The organism is Pseudomonas sp. B35(2017), assembly GCF_002113645.1.
Taxonomy (GTDB): Bacteria; Pseudomonadota; Gammaproteobacteria; order Pseudomonadales; family Pseudomonadaceae; genus Aquipseudomonas; species Aquipseudomonas ekonensis.
Genome location: NZ_NEIZ01000026.1, coordinates 35,477 through 56,998, shown reverse-complemented (window position 1 = coordinate 56,998; position 21,522 = coordinate 35,477). Strand labels below are relative to the sequence as shown.

Genomic DNA, 21,522 nt, shown 5'->3' with positions numbered 1-21,522 from the left:
GGTGAAGGCCAATACCGGCGGGGCGCCGGGGGTGGGGAGCGGGATTGCGGTGTTGGCGCCCCTGATTCCCGGCATCGCGGCAAAAGACGCGAAAGGCAATCTGCTCAGCGCGCCCCCGATCGGCAAGTTCAGTGCCGAGCCGGATGCGCCGAGCACGCCACCGTCGGAAGAAGAGCTCGAAGAAGAGGAAGAAGAAGTCGAAATCGAAGACATCACGCTGCGGGTGGGCATGTTCTTCGATGGGACGGGCAACAACCGCAGCAACAGCGAACGCGTTTATGGCTGCTTTGCGCCAGACGTGAACCTGCAAGAGATGGCGGAAGAAATCCGCAAGTACTGCGCCTCCTACGGCTACGACGGCAAGGGCAGTTCGCCGGACAACAGTTATGGCAACGACGTCAGTAACGTGGCCCGCTTGTACGACCTCTACATCAACCAATCCGACGAAGAGATTCCGGCGGATGCGGAAATGGCGAGCGTGTCGATCTACGTAGACGGGATCGGTACGAGCAGTACGGGTGAGGATTCTATTTACTCACAGGGGACGGGGCTTGGGGCGCAAGGGGTCAGGACGCGGGTTGAGGAAACATCGGGACAGTTTCTGAAAACCATCCGTACTTTTCAGGACAACAATCCGGACAAACGGATTAAAAAAGTTGAGTTCGATATTTTTGGGTTCAGCCGTGGCGCTGCCGCTGCACGGGATTTTGCGAACGAAGTCATGAAGGGGCAGGAAAGCGTTCTCGCGAAAGCCTTGCCGGCCGGCTCTCCGGCCCTGACTGCTTCGTTCCAGTGGAGTGCCAAGTCGGATGTTTCGATCAATTTCATAGGCATCTACGACACGGTTGCGGCCATTGCGAATCCGTTGCTTGGGGACTTCACTGGTCATAACGCCAGAAACCCGGGGATCAATATCGCTCTTCCTCCAGGTATCGCGAAAAAAATCGTTCACCTGGTCGCCAGAAATGAACGTCGCTACAACTTCTCCCTGAACAGCGCAGGGTCGGCCGACATCATCATGCCCGGCGTACACTCCGACTTGGGCGGCGGGTATCTGCCCAAAGCCACAGAACGTGTACTGATCAGCAAACCGCGCAGAAGCGACGTTGATCGAACGACTCCGACCTCAGAGGCCAATAGCTATAAGCTCGCACAGCAAGATTTGCGACGCCTGCAAGACCAGATGGCCCAATACAACCTCCCTCTCGAGCTACGCACCTGGGAAGTTCCCTTTACCAGCCGGGACAGGGATGACCGAACACCGAAAAAACATGTTTATGCAGCAGTGAGCAGCCGACGTGAGGTTCGCAGTGAGCTTTCTTTGATTTATCTAAGGACAATGCGCGAACTAGCCGTAAAAAATGATGTTCCATTCAACGAAATCCCGGAAAAAGATCCGCGATTGACACTACCAGCGGAACTCACTCCGATTTCCGAAAAGATCATTAACTATGCATTGGGCAAAAGCCAAACCATTGGCCTTTCTCCTCAAGAAGAAGAGCTTCTTTTTCAAAAATACATTCACCTGTCCGACAACTGGAATGCGGCAAAAGGCATGAACAACAGCGATCTGGACGTTGTATTTATCAATCGACCTACAGACAACAACCAACGCACGGTTCACCCCAATGAATAGGCATCTACGCTTTATCGTTGCGCTCATACTTACGGGTGGCTCAACCTTCGCCCACAGCGGTTCGCTGCCTTATGAGGCTTGGCGCTTGGGTTTCTCAGCTCCGAACTACATGGAAGTCTGGATCGAGACAGCTGACGTCATAGATGTTCAAGGTCAAGTTTATAGACGCGCAATGAGCGGCAACTCAGCCATTCAAACCCCACCCAACAATTCCGGCAATCCGAAGGGTTGGCCAAAAAGGCCAGGCTGGGGAAAAGGGAAATACGTGACAGGGGCCGACCTTCCCAAAAAAATCTATGTTCGCTGGCAGTCCTTGGTCGAGCCGCAAACCTACCAAATGGGAATTGACATACCTGAGTCGACAAGGGAAATCATGCGCAAAGGTGAAAAAACATTCTGCGCTGCCGACGGAAAATGGATTACAGGTTATCGAGAAGCATTGGTTGTTGGCCTTGCGCCTGGCGGCATAGCAAAGGTTTGGGTGCTAGGCCCTTGTCTGTCGCCCATTGAGGTCACGAGAGTAAAGGCAGAAGTTGACCCACGAGGCCCATATGAAGGGAAATCCGGCGGCAAATATGACTCACTTTCCGACGTGTCCAAAGCCTACGTCGAAAAAAAGGGTGTCCCGTATGGCTCCTGGTGATATTTCGATACTCGCACTATGAGTACCTGGTTCAAGCCAGCAGATTCAGCAGCGAATGGACAACAGACGGTCGGAACTCGTGGAAGGTGCCCATCATTCCGTTTCGCTGCTTCGGGGTCAGCCGATTCTCGTCGACTACGTCTACAGGATCCGGCAGGGTCGCAAGAGCGCTTTCCTGTACGAAAACCTGGATACCTCGCGGGGCAGCAACGTGCACTGGAGGTGCATTGCCCTCAAAAAGGCGTGGACGTGCTGCTGGTGATCGGAGAATTCAGCCCCTTCCTTCGGCCTCAAACCGGAGAGATGGTCGCCAGCACACCGATCAGAATGGTCAGCGTCAGAAACCCACCCAGGAAAATCGCCATCTTCGCCATGTTGCTCTCCTCAATGCCAGGTTTGCGGTGCACCGGGCGCTTCGGGATGAAGGCCGCCGCGGATGACCGAACTGCCGGGCTATTTTGAGCGTGTGTCTGTTTGGGTTACAGAGGCAGATTGCGCAAGAAAAAGCGGATCAGATGGACATCTGATCCGCTTGCGCGATGCCCCTACATTCAGCGCAGCACACAAAGGTGCCCATTCCCGCTTGTTGATCTAGAGTCATGGGCGCCTTTCGAAGAACAACAACAGACAGGAGTGAACGATGGCCGACCTCAACCTGCACCCCAACGCCGCCCGATCCCTGGACCGCTGGCACGCGATGATCCGCACCGGCGACCTCTCCGCGCTGCCCGAGCTGCTCGACCCCAAGGCGGTGTTCCGCTCGCCGATGGCCCACACGCCCTATCCGGGCGGCCCCGTGGTCGCCATGATCCTCAACACCGTGAGCACGGTGTTCGAGGACTTCGCCTACCACCGGGAACTGGCGACGGCCGACGGGCTGAACGTGGTGCTGGAGTTCAGCGCCAAAGTGGGGAACAAGGAGCTCAAGGGCATCGACATGATCCGTTTCGATGAGCAGGGGAAAATCGTCGAGTTCGAAGTGATGGTGCGGCCGATGAGCGCGCTGCAGGCGCTGGGAGAGGAAATGGGGCGGCGGCTTGGGGCTTACCTGGCGGCGGCCAGAGCCTGATCCATCGCCTCGCCCCAGGCAAGGCACCGGGCGCAAAAAAGCCCACTGACCGTCACCGGTTCAGTGGGCTTTCTCAATCTGGCGGCTGGTTACAGCGCCATGTCACGCGAAGCGTTTTCCTTCGGTGCCTTGGCCTTGTCGGCCGCAGCGTCCGCCGCCGGGGCGGCCTGGCCGATGACCGGTGGGGTCGGCAGTTCCAGGACTTTGGCGGTGTAGGCCCACTCTTCGGCCACTTTGGCCGGATCGCTGTTCAGCTGGGTGCCGTAGCTTGGAACGATCTGGTGCAGCTTGGCTTGCCACTCAGGGGTGGCGACCTTGTCCTTGAAGACCTTCTGCAGCACGCTCAGCATGATCGGTGCAGCGGTCGAGGCGCCTGGCGATGCGCCCAGCAGGCCGGCGATGGTGCCGTCCTGCGAAGCGACGATCTCGGTGCCCAGCTTCAGCACGCCACCGGCCTGCTCGTCACGCTTGATGATCTGCACGCGCTGGCCGGCCTGCCACAGGCGCCAGTCTTCGGCCTTGGCGTTCGGGAAGTATTCCTTCAGCGCGTTCAGGCGGTCTTCATCCGACAGCATCAGTTGGCCGGCGAGGTACTCGACCAGCGGGTATTCCTTGATGCCGACCTTGGTCATAGGCCAGATGTTGTGGGTGGTGGTGCTGGTCAGCAGGTCCAGGTACGAACCTTCCTTCAGGAACTTGGTGCTGAAGGTCGCGAACGGCCCGAACAGGATGACGCGCTTGCCGTCCAGGACACGGGTGTCCAGGTGCGGAACGGACATCGGCGGCGCGCCGACGGACGCCTTGCCGTAGGCCTTGGCCAGGTGCTGCTCGGCGATGGCCGGGTTCTCGGTCACCAGGAACGAACCGCCCACCGGGAAGCCGGCGTATTCCTTGGCCTCTTCGATGCCGGACTTCTGCAGCAGGTGCAAGGCACCGCCGCCGGCGCCGATGAACACGAACTTGGCGTCGGTCTCGGTCTTGGTGCCGTCCTTCAGGTTCTTGTAGCTGACGCGCCAGCTGCCGTCGGCGTTCTTGGTGATGTCCTGCACTTCGCTCGACAGCTTCAGGTCGAAGTTCGGCTTGGTCTGCAGGTAGCCGGCGAACTGGCGGGTGATCTCGCCAAAGTTCATGTCGGTGCCCAGCGGGCTCCAGGTGGCCGCGATCTTCTGGTTCGGGTCACGCCCTTCCATCATCAGCGGAACCCACTTCTTGATCACTTCAGGATCTTCGGAGTACTGCATGCCGGCGAACAGCGGGCTCGCCTGCAGGGCTTCGTAGCGTTTCTTCAGGAACTTGATGTTGTCGTCACCCCACACGAAGCTCATGTGCGGCGTGGTGTTGATGAACGAGCGCGGGTTCTTCAGGACGCCCTGGCGAACCTGCCAGGCCCAGAACTGACGGGACACCTGGAACGCTTCGTTGATCTCGACGGCTTTCGGGATCGACACCTTGCCGTTCTCGTCTTCCGGGGTGTAGTTCAGCTCGGCCAGCGCAGAGTGACCGGTACCGGCGTTGTTCCAGCCGTTGGAGCTTTCCAGGGCGACGCCGTCGAGGCGCTCGACCATCTCCATCGACCAGCCCGGCTCCAGCTCGTTGAGCCACACACCCAGGGTGGTGCTCATGATGCCGCCGCCGATCAGCAGCACGTCCACTTTCTTCGCTTCTTCCGCGTAGGCGGACGACAGCCCCATCGACAAAGCCAGCCCCAGCAAGGCCGTGTTCACTTTCTTAAACATCTGTTGCACCTATGATAAAACGCCTTCCGCCCGCCGCTGTTGTGCGTGTGGGGCCCCTTGTTCGCGACGCTCAGGCCAGCGGCGCGGGTTCCGGCACACTTCAAAATTGACGGGTGGGCACACAAGGCCGACATGCGACATCGGCCTCAGTTATATGTCCCTTCTGAACTGACTTCTTATCATTATTGGCTTCAGCTACTTGAGCGACAGTGATTCCGCCGGCCCGCGAATGGCGGGCCGAACCGAATGAGGTCAAACCAAGTTGGCGCGAAGAATATCACGTCAGGGCCAACCCGCGCGTCTGTTCCCGACTTGGCGGTCTCTTTGCGCCTGGCCCGTTATCGGCCGCGCGGGGCGGAACATGACGGAGCCTTTCAGCCGTTTCCACCCCATTTCCGGGTGTCCCATCGCGAGCAGGCTCGCTCCCACAGGGCTCCGCGGTGATGCGGCAATGTGTTACTCCGTGTTAACAACGGGAGCGCGTCACAGCCGGAACCGGTCCACCGACTGCGCCAAACGCCCCGCCAGGCTCGACAGTTCATCGGTGGTGCCCGCCGTCTCGCCGATCACCTTGCTGTTGCCCTCGGACATTCCGGCGATCATTTCCACCTGATGGGCGATTTCGTTGCTGGCCTGGCTCTGCTCGCCGATGGTGCGGGTGATGTCGTTGACCAGTTGCGTGGTGTTGAGGGTGGCCTCGAGGATCTCGCGGATGGCGCGCTCGACATCGGCCGTGACCGCCATGCCCTTGTCGACCTGGGCCACGCCGGCCTCCATGCTGCTGACCGCCTCCCGGGTGCTGCTCTGGATACGCTCGACCATGGCGGCGATTTCCTGGGTCGAGGCGCTGGTACGGGCGGCGAGGCTGCGCACCTCGTCGGCGACCACCGCGAAACCGCGGCCCTGCTCGCCCGCCCGGGCGGCTTCGATGGCGGCGTTGAGCGCCAGCAGGTTGGTCTGGTCGGCAATGCTCTTGATCACCTGGATGATGTTGAAGATCCCTTCCGACTCCTGGTCCAGCGTCCGGATGACCTGGGCCGAGCGCTTGGCCGAACGGGCGATGTCGTCCATGTCGCTGACCACTTGGTGGATCACCTGCCCGCCGTTCTTGGCCAAGGTCTCGGCCTGGCTCGCCATGTTCAGGGCCCGCTCGGCGTGGCGGGTGATCTCTTCGATGCTGGCGGTCATCTGGCCTGCGGCGGCGGCCATGGTGCCGGCGGCGGCGCTCTGCTGCTGGCTGCTGTCGGCGACCTGGTGGCAGCCGTGGCTCAACTGCTCGCTCATGCCGCTGACGCCGTGGGCATTGCGCCGCACCACGTCGATCATGTCGCGCAGGTCGCGCTGCATGGTGCCCAGGGTGCGGATCAGGCCGCTGGCTTCGTCCCGGCCGGCGGGCTCGGCGATCGGTTCGCTGAGGTTGCCGTGGGCGATGCTCTCGGCGATGCGGCTGGCGGCCCTCAGGGGCCCGGTGATGCCCAGGTACACCCAGCGGCCCTCGGCCAACAGCAGCAACAGGCTGGCCAGCAGCACGGCGCCGAGGGCGACGTTGGCGCTGCGGATCGCTGCGGCGGTGCCTTCGCCGGTCTGACGGGTGTTGCTCTCGATCAGTTCGCTGAGGGCGGCCATGCGCTCTTCCAGCTGGCTGAACGCCGTGTTGAACGTGCCCAGTTCCTGCTGCGCCGCCTCGGGGTTGTCCAGCGCCAGGCCGACGATCCGTTCGCCCGCGCCGATGTAGGTGTCCAGGCTCGGTTTGATCTGTTCGAGCGCAGCGCGGATCGTCGGGTTGACCGGCAGCTTGAGGTTCTCGCCCAGCACCTCGCGAAAATGCGCCGCGTGCTCGTTGACCGACTGGCGCACCTCCTCCGCGGTGCTGGTGCTTTTGCCAAGGCCCGTGAGCATCGCCGAGAACACGTCGGCGCGCAGGGCGTCGTGCATCATGTCGGCTTCCAGGTGGTTGCGCAGCGCGGACATGCTCACCGCGCTGTCGTCGAACGCGGCGGACATCCGCCCGTTCCCCACATAGCTCACCAGACTGACGATCAGCGCCGTCACCAGGCTGGTCGCTATCAGCAGCATCAAGCGCAGTTTGATCGACACCGTGGTTTCCTCCCTGGTCACGCCGCCAATTGAGTCGTCAACGTTTGAGTTAAGCCTATTTCCGCCGGCCTGCCGCATCGGAACGTCTCGGCGTGTGTCTACGCCCCACCGTCCGCCCTCCGGCACGGAACTCCCGCACCGCCGCGCACCTCTCACATTATGTGGTAAGTCCATTTAGCCGCTTGCTGTTGGAGGTACACCGCCATGCGCCACTTAGTGCTCGTTTCGTCCCTCATCCTCTGCCTGCCCTTCGGCTCGGCCCTGGCCCGCGTGGACGCGGGCGACGTCGCCACTTCGGCGGGGATCTCCGCATCGCTCTACTCGACCTTCAAGGACCACAAGCTGGTGATTCCGGCCCGTGACGACCTGTCCGCCTTCGTCGCCAGCGGCGGCGCCATCCGGGGCGTGTACCTGGAATCGGTGCTGCAGCAGGTGCGCCAGGACAACCCAGGCCTTACGGCCAGCGACGAAGAACTGGCCAACGCCATCCTGGCCCATTACGAAGGCCTGTCGCAGTAGGCCAACATCCCCGACAGCGGTGGCCGACCGTAGTCGCCACCCTTTCGCCCTGCCGATGGACGGCAGGCGGGCGGGCATGGGCAAAACCGTCGGACGGCCTCTATGATGGAGGCCATGACGATTTGCGCACCGATCCGCTCCCCCTGCCCTCCCGGCGCCTGCAATTGCGGGCGCGATCCACTGCTGGAGAATCCCGGCGCGGATGTGCGCATCCTGATGCTGACCCGCCAGGAGGAAAAGCGCTTGCTCGAACGCCTGGAAAACCTGCAGAGCCTGGCCGACCTCGAACGCCTGCAAGGCCGGATGTTCGAGCAGCTGGGCATCCGCGTGAGCATCTCGCCGGGGTTCAACGAAGTGCGTACGATGCGCGGCATCGCCATCGACATCGATGAATTGCCCGGCCTGTGCCGCAAGACCCGTCAGTCGATCCCCGCTGCCATCCGCCGGGGGCTGGAGCGCCACCCGGAAATCGCCTTCGCCCTGCTCAACGCCCACGACCTGCTGCGCGACGCTTGACGGCCGCCCCGGTCAGGCGCCGCCCTTGGCCTGCTGCTCCAGGTGCACCTGCAGATCGGGGTCGATCCCCAGCGCCGCCGCCAGCTCGTCCAGGTAATTGCGTTCGGCCTCCTGCTGGTCGTCCACCAGCATCACGCTGGCCAGGTACATCTCGGCGGCCATCGCCGGATCGCCCTGGGCCGACTGCGCCACCTCCGCAGGATCCAGCGGCTTGGCCACCTCGGCGTCGAGCCATGCCTGCAGTTGCGGATCATCGGTGTGGCGGCCGATTTCGCTGCTGATCAGGTGCTTTTCCGATTCGTCGATGCGCCCGTCGGCCTTGGCCGCGGCGATCAGCGCACGCAGCACCGCGTGGCTGTGTTCCTCGACCTGCGGGCCGGAGAGCATGTCCGCGGTCTGCGGCGCCTGTTGCGGAGCGGCGCTGGCCTGGCTGCGTTGCCAGGCCTGGTACGCCTGGAACGCCATCATCCCGAGCGAAGCCAGCGCCGCGTAGTTGGTGCCGCCGGAGCGGCCCTGAGCGCCACCGCTCAGCGCTCCGCCGCCCAGCAGGCCGCCCAGCAGCCCGCCCAGTCCGCCCAACCCGCCGGCGGGCGCTCCGCCTGCGCTGTTGCCGCCTCCCAGCAACCCGCCGAGCAGGCCGCCGAGGCCGCCCAGCCCGTCGCTGGCCGAAGCACCGCTTTGTTGTCCCGCAGAGGCCTGGCCCCGCAGCAGTTGTTCAAGCAAATCGCTGGTGTTCATGACGGTGTCCTCCGGACGGCGTGAATGCGTCTGGCAACGATAGCCCTGCGCTGCCGCAGCGCCAGCACCGTTTGGCTGAAGCGCGGGGCCGGACGGCGATTTCTCCGGCATCCTTTTTCCGCGGCCAGCTAAGATTCATTGAGGGTGAACCTTATCCCGGCGCCACCGGTCGATACCTGCAACCCTGACCCGGCCCGCCTCACTTTCTGGAGAACGCCCCGTGATATCGACCGTCCACATCGCCAGGCTCAAGGCCTGGGGCGCCCATGGATTCACCGCGACCGGCGTGGTCACCGCTTTCCTGGCCACCCTCGCGCTGTTGGAGAACCAGCCGACCCATTGCCTGATGTGGCTGGGCGTGGCGCTGATCGTCGACGGGCTGGACGGGGCGCTCGCGCGCAAGGTCAACGTGCAGTCGGTGCTGCCGAGCTTCGACGGCTCGATCCTCGACCTGGTGATCGATTACCTGACGTACGTGTTCATCCCCGCGCTGTTCATCTACCGCTACATTCCCCTGCCCGACTACACCCTGCTGCTGACGGTGTCGCTGATCCTGGTGTCGTCGCTGTTCTGCTTCTGCAACGTCAACATGAAGAGCAAGGACAACTACTTCGTCGGCTTCCCCGCCGCCTGGAACGTGGTCGCCCTGTGCCTGTACATCATCGCGCCGGGGCCGTGGCTCACCCTGCTGACGGTGATCGGCCTGGCGCTGCTGACCGTCACCCGGATGAAGTTCCTGCACCCGTTCCGCGTGCGCCGGTTCATGCCGATCAACATCGCGGTGACGGCCATCTGGTTGCTGTGCAGCCTGTCGCTGGTGCTCAACCATCCGGTGATCAATCCGTTCGTGATGGGGCTGTGGCTGCTGATGTCGGCGTACTTCCTCGGCATCTGCGTCTGGCGCACGGCGCTGGAGTGGTTCGACGGCGCTCACCTGAAATAGAGGTTTCCCATGCCGATCCGTATCGTGCGCCTGGGCTCGCCCCGCGCCCCCGAAGAAGGCCTGCGCCTGGGCACCGTGCGCCGCCCGCCGCGCGGGGTGCCCAAGGCCGAGTTCGCCCGCCGTGATTTCTATGATGTATGGCAACCGCTGCTCTCGCCCAGCGCCGACCTGGTGGCCGAAGCGCTGCACGCCGAGGACGCCAAGGCCTGGGCCGCGTTCGTGCGCAAGTTCAAGGCCGAGATGAAACAGCCGGCGGCGAGCCAGATGCTGGATCTGCTGGCGGCGCTGTCGCACCAGACGTCGTTCGCCCTTGGCTGCTATTGCGAGGAAGAAGCGCACTGCCACCGTTCGGTGTTGCGCGAACTGCTGGTGGCGCGGGGGGCGCAGGTCAGCTGAGCGTTCGCGAGCCCTTCGTTGCCTGTCCCGCCGCCATCGCTGGCAAGCCAGCTCCCACAGTATCCGGGGTGTTCGCCTCAACGGCGGGCAACCGCAGTCCTTGTGGGAGCTGGCTTGCCAGCGAAAGCAATGGCCGCTTCGATGCAGGCATCGGCTCTACCACAGTATCCCGGGTGTTCGCATCAACGGCGGACAACCGCAGTCCCTGTGGGAGCTATAGCAATGGCCGCCTCGATGCAGGCATCGGCTCTACCGGCACCCGTCGCAGCGTCGCACTTGCAGGAGCAGGCCTCAGCGTTTGGCGATGACCACCTCCAGATACTCGCTCGGCACCACCAGCGATTTGTCCCCGCCCCGGTTCAGGCTGTTGAGCAATTGGGCCAGATCGCTTTCCAGCGCCAGGCCGCTTTCCGGCGGCAGCGCGGCGAAGGCTTTGTGCACCGGTCCGTACCAGTGGCGGAAAATGTCGATGAAGTGCGCCGCCGAGCGATAGCGGAAGTTAAAGTGGCGCCGCGTCACCTGAACCGCAAAATGGCGATCGTCGAACCGGGCGTGCAGCCAGGCTTCCGTCCCCCAGTTCGAAGGCGGCTGGGCGCCGGCCGGCGGCGGCAGGTGCCGGCCCAGGGTCTTGAACATCTGGCCGACGAACCCTTCCGGGGTCCAGTTGGCCAGACCGATCCGCCCGCCCCGTCGGCAGACCCGCGCCAGTTCGCTGGCCGCCTTGTCCTGGTCCGGTGCGAACATCACGCCGAAGGTCGACAGCACCGCGTCGAAACTGCTGTCGGCGAACGGCAGCGCTTCGGCGTCCGCCACCTGAAAGGTCACGTCCAAATGCTCGGCGCGAGCCCGGTCCTGGCCGCGTTCGAGCAGCGCCGCGACGTAGTCGGTGGACGTCACCAACGCGCCGCGCCGTGCCGCCGCCAGGGTCGCGTTGCCGTTGCCGGCGGCGACGTCCAGCACTTCTTCGTCGCAGCGCAGGTCGCAGGCCTCGGCGAGGTTTTCGCCGACGATCTGCAAGGTGGTGCCGATCACGGCGTAGTCGCCGCTGGCCCAGGCGACTTTCTGGCGTTCCTTCAGGGCAGAGAGATCAATGGGGGTACTCATGATGCGCAGCTCCGCTGACGGTGGCCCGGCTCATTCGGCCGTGGTCGGGTCGATGATGCTCGTCACCTGCGACACGCTGTTGGCGGGGAATCCGCCCAGCCTGGCGTGCTCGCGAACCAGCTCTTCGTTGGGGGCGATGTACACGCAGTAGATCTTGTCGCCGGTGACGTAGCTGTGCAGCCACTGCACCTGCGGCCCCAACTCACGCAACACCTGGCAGGACGTCTGCGAAACGGATTTGAGTTCTTGCGGCGAGAGCTTTCCGGCCCCTGGAATCTCGCGTTCAATCACAAACTTCGGCATGGCAACCTCGCTTGCTTCTCATCGGTGCTTGCGCCGGCAGTGGCGCAACCCGACCACTATCGCGCCGGGGGCGGCCGGCGTCCTTGCCAATCGTCCGGAGAGCCCGCAAAACCGGGGCTTTGCCGATGAGCGGCGGGATTTTGTAAAGGCGTCGAAACACAACCGCGCCCACGGAAAACGGCCCGGGGCTTTCGCCGCCGGGCCGTCAGTCTGCGCGGCTCATGCGGCCGGCGCTTTCGCCTCTTCCAGCAACTGCCGGATCATCTGTTCCTGGGCCTCGTAGCGGCCTTCGCCGAAGTGGGTGTAGCGCACTTGCCCCTTGGCGTCGATCAGGTAATGCGCCGGCCAGTACTGGTTGTCGAAATGCCGCCAGATCGCGTAGTCGTTGTCGATGGCCACCGGGTAGGTGATGCCGAGCTTCTTCACTTGATCCTTGACGTTGTCGATGATCCGCTCGTAGCCGTATTCCGGCGTGTGCACGCCGATCACCACCAGGCCGTCCTTGCCGTACTTCGCTTCCCACGCCTTGACGTACGGCAGGGTGTGCTGGCAGTTGATGCAGTCGTAGGTCCAGAAGTCCACCAGCACCACTTTGCCGCGCAGGGATTCGGCCGTCAGCGGCGGCGAGTTCAGCCACTGCACGGCGCCGGACAGGGACGGCATCGTACCCTTGCCTGCCTCCTCCATCAGCGAGTCCGCCCGCACTTTGCTGATGAAATAGTCGACCACCTTCGGCACGTTCTCCAGCACGCCCTTCTCGACCGACGCCACACCTTCGGACGACGTGCTGGCCAGCAGGGGCTTGTCGGCGCCGGTGGCGATCACGGCGGCGGTGGCCAGCACCGCCACGCCGGCACCGCGGCGCAACCAGCCGGTGAACGGGATCGACGGCTTGAGCCGGTTGACCAGCCCGCGTCCGGCGAAGATCAAGGTACCCAGCGACAGCGCACTGCCCGCGCCGTAGGCCAGCAGCAACAGGCTGGTCTGGGCGTTGGCGCCTTGCAGCATGGCACCGGTGAGGATCACGCCCAGGATCGGCCCGGCGCAGGGCGCCCACAGCAGACCGGTGGCGACGCCGAGCATGATCGATCCCATGGGACCGGCCTTCTTCCGGGCGTCCGGATCGAGGCGGTTGCCGAGCAGGACGAAGGGACGCGACAGCCAGTCGCCGACCCGGGCCGAGATCAGCGACAGGGCGAACAGCACCATCACGAACAGCGCGATGTGGCGGCCGGTGTTGCTGGCCTGGATCACCCACTCACTGCTGACCACCGCCAGGCTGGAGACCAGCGCGAAGGTCAGGGCCATGCCGCCGAGGGTCAGCAGGATCGAGGAGCGGCTGCGGTGGGCACCGGCGAACAGGAACGGCACCACCGGCAGGATGCAGGGGCTGAGGACGGTCAGCAGGCCGCCCAGAAAAGCGATGAGAAGCATGGGAGTCACCTTGATGTCGGAAGTGTTCCAGGTTCTGTGGCGGTCAGGCGTTCTGGCTGTCCAGCCATTGGCTCTGGGGTGTGCGGCTGGCGCCGTTCTCGGCCACCAGTTGACCCTGCGGCGTGCGGCTGGAGCCGTCGGCGGCCACCAGTTGACCCTGCGGCGTGCGGCTGGAGCCGTCGGCGGCCACCAGTTGACCCTGCGGCGTGCGGCTGGAACCGTCGGCAGCCACCAGTTGCCCCTGCGGCGTGCGACTGGAACCGTCGGCGGCCACCAGTTGGCCCTGCGGCGTATGGCTGGAGCCGTCGGAAGCGAGGCCTTGCTTGGCCAGCGGCGTCAGTTGGAAGCAGGTGCCGTTGCCGCAGCTGTGCTGCTCCACGGCAGCGCTGGCGTGGGCGGCGACACCGGCGAAGGCAAAGGCGAAAGCGGTCAGAAAGCGCGATACGTTGTTCATGGCGTTGATCCTTTTATGAAAGTGGGCAATCAGTTTTCGTTGTGGCAGCCGTCGCCGAACTTGCTGTAATCGAGCACACGGGTCTGGCCGGCCGAGTCGAGGTAGGTCATGCGGGCGTCGACGATGCCGCAGCTCCCTGGGTTGCTTTCCTTGAGGGAAATCACTTTCTGGATGTCCAGATGCGTGCCGTAGGTGTAGGTTTGCGCAGCGACATCGGCCTCGGCGCGGGCCGACAGGGTGCAGATATTCAGGGCGGCGAACAGGCAAGCGGCAGCGATGGTCTTGGTCTTGGTCTTGGCGTTCATGGCGTTTTCCTCGGGCGTCAATGGATGATTCGTTGTCCGGGCCCGGCGTCTGTGCCGTGCCTCGATGGAGCTCATTGAACGTTGGCGAGGTATCGCGCTTGTGTCGGCAAACGGCGCGTATCCATGGCTGTGTATCTGTGCAGGCCGGGGATACACAGCGATACAAAACCCTGAAAAAATCCGCTTTTTGCGTCAGCCTGTATCCGCCTGCGCGGCAGATACACTGCAATACAAACCCAGGCAGGCGGGCCCCTCGGGGCTCGATAGACTGCGCGTCATCCCCTTTGATTGAGGTTTGGCCCCATGGATCATGTCGATCACATCCTGATCGTCGACGACGACCGCGAGATCCGCGAGCTGGTCGGCAATTACCTGAAGAAGAACGGCCTGCGCACCACCGTGGTCGCGGACGGCCGGCAGATGCGCAGCTTCCTGGAAGCCAACACCGTGGATCTGATCGTGCTCGACATCATGATGCCCGGCGACGATGGCCTGCTGCTGTGCCGCGAGCTGCGCGCCGGCAAGCACAAGGCCACGCCGATCCTGATGCTCACTGCGCGCAACGACGAGACCGACCGCATCCTGGGCCTGGAGATGGGCGCCGACGATTACTTGACCAAGCCTTTCGCCGCCCGCGAACTGCTGGCGCGGATCAACGCCGTGCTGCGCCGCACGCGCATGCTGCCGCCCAACCTGGTGGTCACCGAAACCGGCCGCCTGCTGGCGTTCGGCCGTTGGCAGCTGGACACCTCGGCCCGCCACCTGCTGGACAAGGACGGCACCCTGGTCGCCCTGAGCGGCGCCGAATACCGCCTGCTGCGGGTGTTCCTCGACCATCCGCAGCGGGTGCTCAGCCGCGACCAGCTGCTCAACCTGACCCAGGGCCGCGAGGCCGACCTGTTCGACCGGTCCATCGACCTGCTGGTCAGCCGCCTGCGCCAGCGCCTGCTGGACGACGCCCGCGAACCGGCCTACATCAAGACCGTGCGCAGCGAAGGCTATGTGTTCTCCTTGCCGGTCGAAGTCCTCGGAGCCCCTGCATGAACCTTGCCCTGCGCTGGCCGCGCACCCTCGCCTCCCGGTTGTCGCTGATTTTCCTGATCGGGCTGATCCTCGCCCAGGCGCTGTCGTTCGGCGCGCAGTACTACGAGCGCTACGAAAGCGCCAAGCACACCATGCTCGGCAACCTGGAGACCGACGTCTCGACCTCCATCGCGATCCTCGACCGCCTGCCGGCCGAGGAGCGCCCGGCCTGGCTCAAGCGCCTGGCCCGGCCCAACTACGGTTACCTGCTCAGCGAGGGCGAACCCGGCACCCCGATCGGCGCAGGCGATGTGCCGGTGGCGGTCACGTCCATCACCGACGCCATCGGCGAGGCCTACCCGCTGACGTTCACCGACATCCCGGGCCCCAGGAAACACTTCCAGGGCCACCTGCGCCTGGGCGACGGCAGCCCGGTGACCATCGACGTGTGGCCGTCGATGGCGCCGCTCTCACCCTGGCTGCCGGTGGTGCTGATCGGCCAACTGGCCCTGATGCTGGTCTGCACCTGGCTGGCGGTGCGCATCGCGATCCGCCCCCTCACCCGCCTGGCCAATGCGGTGGAGACCCTCGACCCCAACGCCCACCCGATCAACCTGGACGAAAAGGGCCCCAACGAAGTGGCCTACGCGGCCCGTGCGTTCAATGCGATGCAGGCGCGCATCGCCGCCTACCTGAAGGAGCGCATGCAACTGCTCGCGGCGATTTCCCACGACCTGCAGACCCCGATCACGCGGATGAAACTGCGGGCCGAGTTCATGGACGACTCCGCCGAGAAAGACAAACTGTGGAACGACCTCGGCGAGATGGAGCACCTGGTGCGCGAGGGCGTGGCCTACGCCCGCAGCATCCACGGTTCCACCGAAGAGAGCCGGCGCACCCACCTGGACTCGTTCCTCGACAGCCTCGTGTTCGACTACCAGGACATGGGCAAGGACGTACAACTGGGCGGCAAGAGCGACGCGGTGATCGACACCCGCCCCCACGCCTTGCGCCGGGTGCTGGTCAACCTCACCGACAACGCCTTGAAGTTCGCCGGCGCCGCCGAACTGTGGGTCGAGCGGCAGGACGGCAAACTTTCGGTGAAAGTCATGGACCGCGGCCCCGGCATCGCCGAAGAGGAACTGGCCCAGGTGATGGAGCCGTTCTACCGCGTGGAGAACTCGCGCAACCGCAGCACCGGCGGCACCGGCCTGGGCCTGGCCATCGCCCAGCAATTGGCGATGGCTTTGGGCGGTTCGCTGAACCTGAGCAACCGAGAAGGCGGCGGACTGTGCGCCGAGCTGCGATTGCCCCTGCAAGGTTGATTTCTGTTTAAGAACCGCCGGCAAGCCGACGTCACGGACTACATTGCGCGATGCCGGCGGCTACAACGCCGGTAGAATCGGCCGATTGTTGCCCCTGGGCGACCCCTCTATCGTTGCGTGTATCGCCACATGCTCGCTGAACAGCCGAGCGATGAAGCAGACGTCCTCCGGCGACCGTCGGTCGTGACTGTCAGGTCTGACAGTCGCCGGACGCCGACATTTACTGTGTGGTGGCATCACATGCGCTCCGACCGAGACCGACCGCCATGACACTGCTGGAAAACGTAGAACAGACCTGCAAACGCCTGGCGCCCGGCGGGTGGCAGTCACTGATGCGGGCACACGGGCTGGACCTGTCGGCGGTGCCGCTTGACGTCGAGCTGCTCAAACCGCTGACCATCGATAGGTCCCTGCCGGGCTTCGAGGATTTTTCAATGGCAGGCTTCCGGGCCATCGAGCCAGGAGAACCCTCGCGCAGCCTGCTCTTCCATGCCTTGGCCTCAGCGCGGGTCACGCTCGATGCAACCGGCCAGCCGTTGCAACTGTTTCCCTCCCCGGCCGAGATCGAAACGCTGCTCGACCTGGTCTTCGGCATCCGCCCTCCCACACTCGACGAGCTCCGGCAAAGGGCCCGGGGAGCGCCTCTCGCCGTAGCCGTGTTTGCCGGCGAATACCGTTGCGCCGTCGATACGGTGCACGGCGTACACGCCGACCTGTGCTTTTCCCGCACCGGCATCGCCCGTGTCGGCACCGCCGCCGCCCGCTACGACCCCCGCCTGCGGAGCCATCTGCCTTGGGTGGACGATGATGCTTACGGCATCCGGGTCATGCCTGTGCGCTACAGCGCCTATGTCGCCGTGCAGCTCAAAGGCGACGCCGAACGGTTCGGCCCGTTGGACTTGCAGGAGGACATCGACGACGGCCTGGATTTCTGGGTGCCGTTGCACAAACTGTTCGCAGGCCCCGAATGCATCGCCGGCATGGAGCTGACGCTGCGGTTGGACAACCACCAGATCAACGAAAAGCTGCGGCACATACACCTGCGCCATGCCGGCACCGGTTGGCAGGAACCGGAGATCAGCCAACCGCCGTTCGTCATCAGCGAGGGTCTGGCGTATTGGGCAGACCCGGCGGATCGGGGGCCAGGGCTGTTGCTGCCGCAGGTCAGGCCACGCCTGGTCGAGCCGGCCTGCCTCGACGGCCAGCCCCTTGCCTTTCAGATGCCGGCCGGAACCGCCGGCATGGTGCATGGCCGCCACAAGCTCAATGAGGACGGCAGCATCGAGGATCTGAACGACCGGGAAGGCGTGGGCGAGCTGGTCGACCGCGGCGGCTACCGGGCCCTGCACTATCACGACGGTACGGCTGACGGTTGGGTGCGTGCGCATTGCTCGCCGTTGAACACCCTGATGCCGTCGGTGGCGGCCTACTCCGTGATCGGCCCACCGGATTTCTTCCCTTTGTGCACCCAGCGACGGTTGCTGACGTGGGTGAACCACGAACCTGTAATACCCGACCCCGACATCTGGCACGCCCGGTTGCAAGCCCTGTCGAACGTCCGCTATTGCGCCAACCTGGCGCTCAAGGACCAACCGTTTTCGCCAGACGACCGCAGCGTGACGGCAATCGTGGCACAACTGCGCAACGCCGGCGCTCCCCCCTCCGGCGACCTGCAACCGGCCATCGCCCGACCGACCTCATTGCCCGACGGCGCAGCCGGTGTGTTCGGCCCGGGTTGGGAGACCGGCTGGATCCGTCAGCGGATGCCAGACGACAGCTGGATCAATGTGCTGGCCGGTTACCAGATGGCCAGCCCGTTCACGGAAGACATACGCATCTGCGCGGCGCTGGGCTCGTTCTGGCCAGGCACCGCACCGGATTCGGCACAGACCTTTGAACCCCGCAGAACCTTGCACAGCATCATTCCGCTGACCGACGGGGAAACCGGTCAGGGGGCCGTCGCCTGGGATCACCAGCAACGGCCGCAACTGATACAGGATCAGGGGCGGACATTGGCCCGCTACCGCGCCTACGAATACAGCGACTACACGCAGGTCGCCCTCGACAACCGGTTTTCCCTGCAGCAGACCGGCGCCGTGGATCAGCAGGCCTACCAGAACCGGGTGCTGTCGATGTACCGCGTCTACAACGCACTCGGTGCAGGCCAGAACGACGCCGAGCGCAACCGTTGGCCGGTGCTTTCGTTCCAGAGCGTGCTGCGGCCCGATCCGGAGCTGGACCTGGCGGAGCGACAGGCCGGCACCGCACTGGACGGCTGGGTGCATCGCTACCGGATGTACCGACGCGGCGACGTCTCCACCCCGGCGGGCGACTTCAAGCGGCGGGACGTCGAGGTGCAGGAACAGGTGAGCCTCTTCGTCAGCGTCGCAGCGATGCTGCTGAAGACCGACGGCGCCCCCTGGCGACTTGTGCTTGAACCGCTTTGATGTGGTGGTGGTCGGCGGTGGCCCCGCAGGATCCGCGGCGGCCATCGGCTGTGCGCAGCGCGGATGGCAGGTCGCCCTGATCGAGCGACACGCCTTTCCCCGCTTCCGCCCCGGCGAAAGTCTGCATCCGGGCATCGAGCCGTTGCTGCAACAACTGGGTGTGGCTGAACGGTTGTGCGGCATGGATGCCATGCGCTTCCACGGGCATTGGGTGCAGTGGAACGCACCGCCGCGATACATCGGCTTCGGCGGCGACGACAACGGCCCGTGGCGCGGCTTCCAGATCGCCCGAGCCCGGCTGGACATGGCGCTGCTGCAAAGGGCTGCGGCGCTGGGAGTGACGGTTCGTCAGCCTTGTCGGGCGCGACGGGTGCTCATCCACCAACATCGCGTGATCGGCGTGGACACCGACACCGGCCCCCTGTTTGCCTCGTACGTGCTCGACGCCAGCGGAGCGTCGGGCTGGCTCGGCCGTCGACTGCAGCTACCGCTGCGCCGTTGCTCACCACCGTTGCAGGTCCGCTTCGGCTACCTCGACGGGCACATTGCACCCTATTCGCAGACACCGCACCTGCTGGCCGACACCGACGGCTGGACATGGCTGGCGCGGGTGGAGGAACAAACGCTGCACTGGGCACGGCAGACATTCGAAGCGCAACGCCTGACGAGGGGGGATCACCCGCCTTGCGCATTGCCCGAACCGCTGCGGAACCTGCCGCCCCGGGGGCGCCCCCGCAGCGCCGACGTGACGTGGCGCATCAGCGCCGCCCCCGCCGGCAGCGGCTACTTCATTGCCGGCGACGCGGCCAGCCAGCTCGACCCGGCCTCCTCCCACGGCGTGCTCAAGGCCCTGATGACAGGCATGCAGGCTGCGCAAGCAATATCCGACTGTCTCCGGCATCCGGCTTTGCAGACGGCGGCGCAGTCGCAATACAGCCAATGGTTGAGCGACTGGTTCGAACGGGACAAGGCCCAGTTGCAGCGTTTCTATCGCCTGCACCCGTGTCCGCCCCGGTGGCTGCCGACCGATGAATGAATCAGTTCCCCACCACACCGTCGTCATGCAACTGGCGCAGCAGCGCCTGTCCGCTGTCCAGAAACGCCGTAGTCACAGGCAACCCGGCTTCGGCCGCCAGCGCCCCGAGGTGTTCGGCCCCGATCATCTGCGGCCATTCGCCGATCCGTTGCAGCAGACGCCAGGCCAACGGGCTCAGCTCGGAAAACCTCACGCTGAAGTCTGCCGTGCGCCTGACCAGCAACAGGGTCGGCTCGGCGGGCGGCGTGGCCGGTCGATGATCCGGCCCCAGCTTCTGCACCGGCCAAGCGTAGGCCAGCGGCCAGGCAAGTGGCGACACCTGCAACGGCCGGGTCAGCAACGAGGCGCCGTCGCTCGGCGGCAAGGGCTGCGCATCGGACTGCTGCAACACCATCTCCACCCATTCGTAATGGGCCAGTTCCACCAGGAACCCCGGCCACTGGCCTTCGCCCGGCTCGTCCGCGCGATCGGCGAGGTAGCCGACGAACGCTTCGGCGATTTCACCGAACTTCGGCGTCTGCGCGCGGTGATCCCGCAGAAAGCCGCGGACCAATGTGCGCCAGGCGTCCTGGCCGATGATCCGGATCAGCACCGGAAAGGTGCCGCCCAGCAACTGCGAAACATTGTTGAACACCAGGTCGCGGTACACCTCGACCCGCGCCGCCTTCATGCCGGGCGGAGGCGACTGGTTGTCCGGATCCCGCAGGTAGCGGGTCAAGGCCAGTTGTTGCCGCTCAAGGCTGTCCATGCTGACCTCCTTCGGCTTGCAGGCGGCGGATGGTCCGCAACTCAGCCACCAGGTCGGAGAACGCCGGGAAGTTGAAGTCCCGTTCAAGCAAGGTCGGCCGCGCACCGAAACGGGCATAGGCTTTGGCCAGCAGCGCCCACACCACCGGTTTCACCGGGGCGCCGTGGGTGTCGATCTTCAGCGTGTCGGACTCATCGAAATGCCCGGCCACGTGCATGCCGACCACCCTGCCCGGCTCGATGGCATTCAGCAGGGTCAGCGGGTCGAACCCGTGGTTGACCGAGTTCACGTAAACGTTGTTGACGTCCAGCAGCAGGTCGCAGTCGGCCTCGCGCAGCACGGCGTTGGTGAAGGTCGCTTCGTCCATGTCCTGCCGGGGGGCGGCGTAATAGGAAACGTTTTCCACCGCCAGCCGCCGGCCGAGGATGTCCTGGGCCTGGCGGATCCGTGCGGCGACGTGGTGCACCGCCTCTTCGGTGAACGGCAGCGGCAGCAGGTCGTAGAGGTGGCCGTCGTCGCTGCAGTAGCTCAGGTGTTCGCTGTACAGCGGCACGTCGTAGCGGTCGAGGAACGCGCGCACCTCGTGCAGGAAACCGGTGTCCAGCGGCGCCGGGCCGCCCAGGGACAGCGACAGGCCGTGACACGACAGCGGGTAGCGCTCAGCCAGTTCGCGCAACGCCGCGCCATGGGCGCCGCCGACGCCGATCCAGTTTTCCGGCGCGACCTCAAGGAAGTCGAAATCGCCGGTGCGGGCGGATCGCAGGTCTTTGATCAGGCCACGGCGCAGGCCGAGCCCGACACGGGGCGGTACGGTGGGATGTTGAGTCTGCATGGGCAAGGTCTCGGTTGAGGCGCCGCCGGAGATGGCGGCTGACCTGTCCAGTAGGCGCCCTGGCTGTATCGCGGCTGTGTGGCCGGCCGGGTGAAGGTCGACGGTTTTGTATCGCGAACGGGGCCATACACACTGGGATACACGCCGGCGGTGGGTCCCGGGGCAGAAATCCGATGTCCGCCATCGGTTCGGGGTGAGTGTTTTGCCATCACGGGACT

Annotated in this window: 21 protein-coding genes and 1 pseudogene; 11 read left to right on the top strand and 11 right to left on the bottom strand. The window is 64.6% G+C overall.

The window, feature by feature from the left end; translation table 11 throughout:
• The 3 genes from CAG41_RS26945 to CAG41_RS26925 form a co-directional block, all read left to right on the top strand.
• Positions 1 to 1,636: DUF2235 domain-containing protein (locus CAG41_RS26945; RefSeq protein WP_170930308.1), on the top strand; the 1,636-nt coding region annotated here is incomplete at its 5' end.
• Positions 1,629 to 2,279, top strand: a complete 651-nt coding sequence (locus CAG41_RS26940; RefSeq protein ID WP_085641122.1) for a DUF2931 family protein — start codon at positions 1,629 to 1,631, stop codon at positions 2,277 to 2,279. The genes CAG41_RS26945 and CAG41_RS26940, both read left to right, overlap by 8 nt.
• 640 nt (positions 2,280 to 2,919) lie before the next feature.
• Positions 2,920 to 3,348, top strand: a complete 429-nt coding sequence (locus CAG41_RS26925; protein WP_085586722.1) for a nuclear transport factor 2 family protein — start codon at positions 2,920 to 2,922, stop codon at positions 3,346 to 3,348.
• Positions 3,349 to 3,437: 89 nt separating this feature from the next.
• Here CAG41_RS26925 and mqo read toward each other — a convergent pair whose 3' ends face one another.
• The 3 genes and pseudogenes from mqo to CAG41_RS29320 all read right to left on the bottom strand — a co-directional run.
• Positions 3,438 to 5,084 carry a malate dehydrogenase (quinone) gene (gene mqo / locus CAG41_RS26920; protein ID WP_085586721.1) on the bottom strand — a complete coding sequence of 549 codons (1,647 nt, stop codon included), beginning with the start codon at positions 5,082 to 5,084 and terminating at the stop codon, positions 3,438 to 3,440.
• A gap of 483 nt (positions 5,085 to 5,567) precedes the next feature.
• The gene (locus CAG41_RS29325; protein ID WP_371856134.1) at positions 5,568 to 6,293 is read right to left on the bottom strand and encodes a methyl-accepting chemotaxis protein; all 726 of its coding nucleotides are present in this window, start codon (positions 6,291 to 6,293) and stop codon (positions 5,568 to 5,570) included.
• Positions 6,294 to 6,422: 129 nt separating this feature from the next.
• A pseudogene (locus CAG41_RS29320) lies at positions 6,423 to 7,259 on the bottom strand (MCP four helix bundle domain-containing protein); the annotation flags it as partial.
• Positions 7,260 to 7,385: 126 nt separating this feature from the next.
• Here CAG41_RS29320 and CAG41_RS26910 point away from each other — a divergent pair.
• Together CAG41_RS26910 and CAG41_RS26905 are read left to right on the top strand one after the other, a co-directional pair.
• Positions 7,386 to 7,700: a DUF2388 domain-containing protein gene (locus tag CAG41_RS26910; protein WP_085586719.1), complete on the top strand. Its 315-nt coding sequence runs from the start codon at positions 7,386 to 7,388 to the stop codon at positions 7,698 to 7,700.
• A 114-nt stretch (positions 7,701 to 7,814) separates the two neighbouring features.
• Entirely contained in the window at positions 7,815 to 8,216 is a 402-nt protein-coding gene (locus CAG41_RS26905) for a hypothetical protein (RefSeq protein ID WP_085586725.1), read from the top strand.
• Between the two features lie 12 nt (positions 8,217 to 8,228).
• Here the strand turns inward: CAG41_RS26905 and CAG41_RS26900 are convergent, their stop codons facing one another.
• A complete protein-coding gene (locus CAG41_RS26900; RefSeq protein WP_085633900.1) occupies positions 8,229 to 8,954 on the bottom strand; it encodes a tellurite resistance TerB family protein in 726 nt (241 codons plus the stop codon).
• Positions 8,955 to 9,174: 220 nt separating this feature from the next.
• Between CAG41_RS26900 and pcsA the strand changes: the two genes are divergently transcribed.
• Complete coding sequence (gene pcsA / locus CAG41_RS26895; RefSeq protein ID WP_085586717.1) at positions 9,175 to 9,897, top strand: phosphatidylcholine synthase; 723 nt, start codon at positions 9,175 to 9,177, stop codon at positions 9,895 to 9,897.
• 9 nt (positions 9,898 to 9,906) lie between these two features.
• Positions 9,907 to 10,293: a DUF488 domain-containing protein gene (locus CAG41_RS26890; RefSeq protein WP_085586716.1), complete on the top strand. Its 387-nt coding sequence runs from the start codon at positions 9,907 to 9,909 to the stop codon at positions 10,291 to 10,293.
• Positions 10,294 to 10,584: 291 nt separating this feature from the next.
• Here CAG41_RS26890 and CAG41_RS26885 read toward each other — a convergent pair whose 3' ends face one another.
• The 5 genes from CAG41_RS26885 to CAG41_RS26865 form a co-directional block, all read right to left on the bottom strand.
• On the bottom strand, positions 10,585 to 11,397 hold the full coding sequence (locus CAG41_RS26885) for a class I SAM-dependent methyltransferase (protein WP_085633898.1): 813 nt from the start codon (positions 11,395 to 11,397) through the stop codon (positions 10,585 to 10,587).
• Between the two features lie 30 nt (positions 11,398 to 11,427).
• Positions 11,428 to 11,700 (bottom strand): DUF4242 domain-containing protein, encoded by a 273-nt coding sequence (locus CAG41_RS26880; protein WP_085586714.1) that lies wholly within the window; start codon positions 11,698 to 11,700, stop codon positions 11,428 to 11,430.
• A gap of 219 nt (positions 11,701 to 11,919) precedes the next feature.
• Positions 11,920 to 13,134: a cytochrome c biogenesis protein DipZ gene (locus CAG41_RS26875; RefSeq protein WP_085633896.1), complete on the bottom strand. Its 1,215-nt coding sequence runs from the start codon at positions 13,132 to 13,134 to the stop codon at positions 11,920 to 11,922.
• Positions 13,135 to 13,177: 43 nt separating this feature from the next.
• Positions 13,178 to 13,588 carry a hypothetical protein gene (locus CAG41_RS26870; RefSeq protein WP_085707710.1) on the bottom strand — a complete coding sequence of 137 codons (411 nt, stop codon included), beginning with the start codon at positions 13,586 to 13,588 and terminating at the stop codon, positions 13,178 to 13,180.
• 29 nt (positions 13,589 to 13,617) lie between these two features.
• Entirely contained in the window at positions 13,618 to 13,893 is a 276-nt protein-coding gene (locus CAG41_RS26865; RefSeq protein WP_085707709.1) for a DUF2790 domain-containing protein, read from the bottom strand.
• A 303-nt stretch (positions 13,894 to 14,196) separates the two neighbouring features.
• On the opposite strand from CAG41_RS26865, the gene CAG41_RS26860 reads away from it, so the two are divergent.
• From CAG41_RS26860 to CAG41_RS26845, 4 genes are all read left to right on the top strand, one after another.
• Complete coding sequence (locus tag CAG41_RS26860) at positions 14,197 to 14,937, top strand: response regulator (protein ID WP_085586710.1); 741 nt, start codon at positions 14,197 to 14,199, stop codon at positions 14,935 to 14,937.
• Positions 14,934 to 16,241, top strand: a complete 1,308-nt coding sequence (locus CAG41_RS26855; RefSeq protein WP_085586709.1) for a HAMP domain-containing sensor histidine kinase — start codon at positions 14,934 to 14,936, stop codon at positions 16,239 to 16,241. Before CAG41_RS26860 ends, CAG41_RS26855 begins: the two co-directional genes overlap by 4 nt.
• Before the next feature lie 266 nt (positions 16,242 to 16,507).
• Complete coding sequence (locus CAG41_RS26850; protein WP_085707708.1) at positions 16,508 to 18,688, top strand: hypothetical protein; 2,181 nt, start codon at positions 16,508 to 16,510, stop codon at positions 18,686 to 18,688.
• Positions 18,675 to 19,724: an NAD(P)/FAD-dependent oxidoreductase gene (locus CAG41_RS26845; RefSeq protein ID WP_085707707.1), complete on the top strand. Its 1,050-nt coding sequence runs from the start codon at positions 18,675 to 18,677 to the stop codon at positions 19,722 to 19,724. Before CAG41_RS26850 ends, CAG41_RS26845 begins: the two co-directional genes overlap by 14 nt.
• Position 19,725: 1 nt before the next feature.
• On the opposite strand, the gene CAG41_RS26840 is transcribed toward CAG41_RS26845, so the two are convergent.
• Both CAG41_RS26840 and CAG41_RS26835 read right to left on the bottom strand, forming a co-directional pair.
• Positions 19,726 to 20,472, bottom strand: coding sequence for a DUF2063 domain-containing protein (locus CAG41_RS26840; protein ID WP_085586706.1), 747 nt, complete (start codon positions 20,470 to 20,472; stop codon positions 19,726 to 19,728).
• A complete protein-coding gene (locus tag CAG41_RS26835) occupies positions 20,459 to 21,304 on the bottom strand; it encodes a DUF692 domain-containing protein (protein WP_085586705.1) in 846 nt (281 codons plus the stop codon). Before CAG41_RS26835 ends, CAG41_RS26840 begins: the two co-directional genes overlap by 14 nt.
• Positions 21,305 to 21,522: the final 218 nt, after the last annotated feature.

Excerpts from the sequence above, each read along its gene's own strand:
- CAG41_RS26840 (WP_085586706.1), bottom strand. The coding sequence starts at position 20,472 with ATGGACAGCCTTGAGCGGCAACAACTGGCCTTGACCCGCTACCTGCGG.
- CAG41_RS26905 (WP_085586725.1), top strand. The coding sequence starts at position 7,815 with ATGACGATTTGCGCACCGATCCGCTCCCCCTGCCCTCCCGGCGCCTGC.
- CAG41_RS26880 (WP_085586714.1), bottom strand. The coding sequence starts at position 11,700 with ATGCCGAAGTTTGTGATTGAACGCGAGATTCCAGGGGCCGGAAAGCTC.
- CAG41_RS26870 (WP_085707710.1), bottom strand. The coding sequence starts at position 13,588 with ATGAACAACGTATCGCGCTTTCTGACCGCTTTCGCCTTTGCCTTCGCC.
- CAG41_RS26850 (WP_085707708.1), top strand. The coding sequence starts at position 16,508 with ATGACACTGCTGGAAAACGTAGAACAGACCTGCAAACGCCTGGCGCCC.
- CAG41_RS26940 (WP_085641122.1), top strand. The coding sequence starts at position 1,629 with ATGAATAGGCATCTACGCTTTATCGTTGCGCTCATACTTACGGGTGGC.
- CAG41_RS26875 (WP_085633896.1), bottom strand. The coding sequence starts at position 13,134 with ATGCTTCTCATCGCTTTTCTGGGCGGCCTGCTGACCGTCCTCAGCCCC.
- CAG41_RS26885 (WP_085633898.1), bottom strand. The coding sequence starts at position 11,397 with ATGAGTACCCCCATTGATCTCTCTGCCCTGAAGGAACGCCAGAAAGTC.
- CAG41_RS26925 (WP_085586722.1), top strand. The coding sequence starts at position 2,920 with ATGGCCGACCTCAACCTGCACCCCAACGCCGCCCGATCCCTGGACCGC.
- CAG41_RS26835 (WP_085586705.1), bottom strand. The coding sequence starts at position 21,304 with ATGCAGACTCAACATCCCACCGTACCGCCCCGTGTCGGGCTCGGCCTG.
- CAG41_RS26890 (WP_085586716.1), top strand. The coding sequence starts at position 9,907 with ATGCCGATCCGTATCGTGCGCCTGGGCTCGCCCCGCGCCCCCGAAGAA.
- CAG41_RS29325 (WP_371856134.1), bottom strand. The coding sequence starts at position 6,293 with ATGGCCGCCGCCGCAGGCCAGATGACCGCCAGCATCGAAGAGATCACC.
- CAG41_RS26910 (WP_085586719.1), top strand. The coding sequence starts at position 7,386 with ATGCGCCACTTAGTGCTCGTTTCGTCCCTCATCCTCTGCCTGCCCTTC.
- CAG41_RS26865 (WP_085707709.1), bottom strand. The coding sequence starts at position 13,893 with ATGAACGCCAAGACCAAGACCAAGACCATCGCTGCCGCTTGCCTGTTC.
- CAG41_RS26900 (WP_085633900.1), bottom strand. The coding sequence starts at position 8,954 with ATGAACACCAGCGATTTGCTTGAACAACTGCTGCGGGGCCAGGCCTCT.
- CAG41_RS26860 (WP_085586710.1), top strand. The coding sequence starts at position 14,197 with ATGGATCATGTCGATCACATCCTGATCGTCGACGACGACCGCGAGATC.
- CAG41_RS26855 (WP_085586709.1), top strand. The coding sequence starts at position 14,934 with ATGAACCTTGCCCTGCGCTGGCCGCGCACCCTCGCCTCCCGGTTGTCG.
- mqo (WP_085586721.1), bottom strand. The coding sequence starts at position 5,084 with ATGTTTAAGAAAGTGAACACGGCCTTGCTGGGGCTGGCTTTGTCGATG.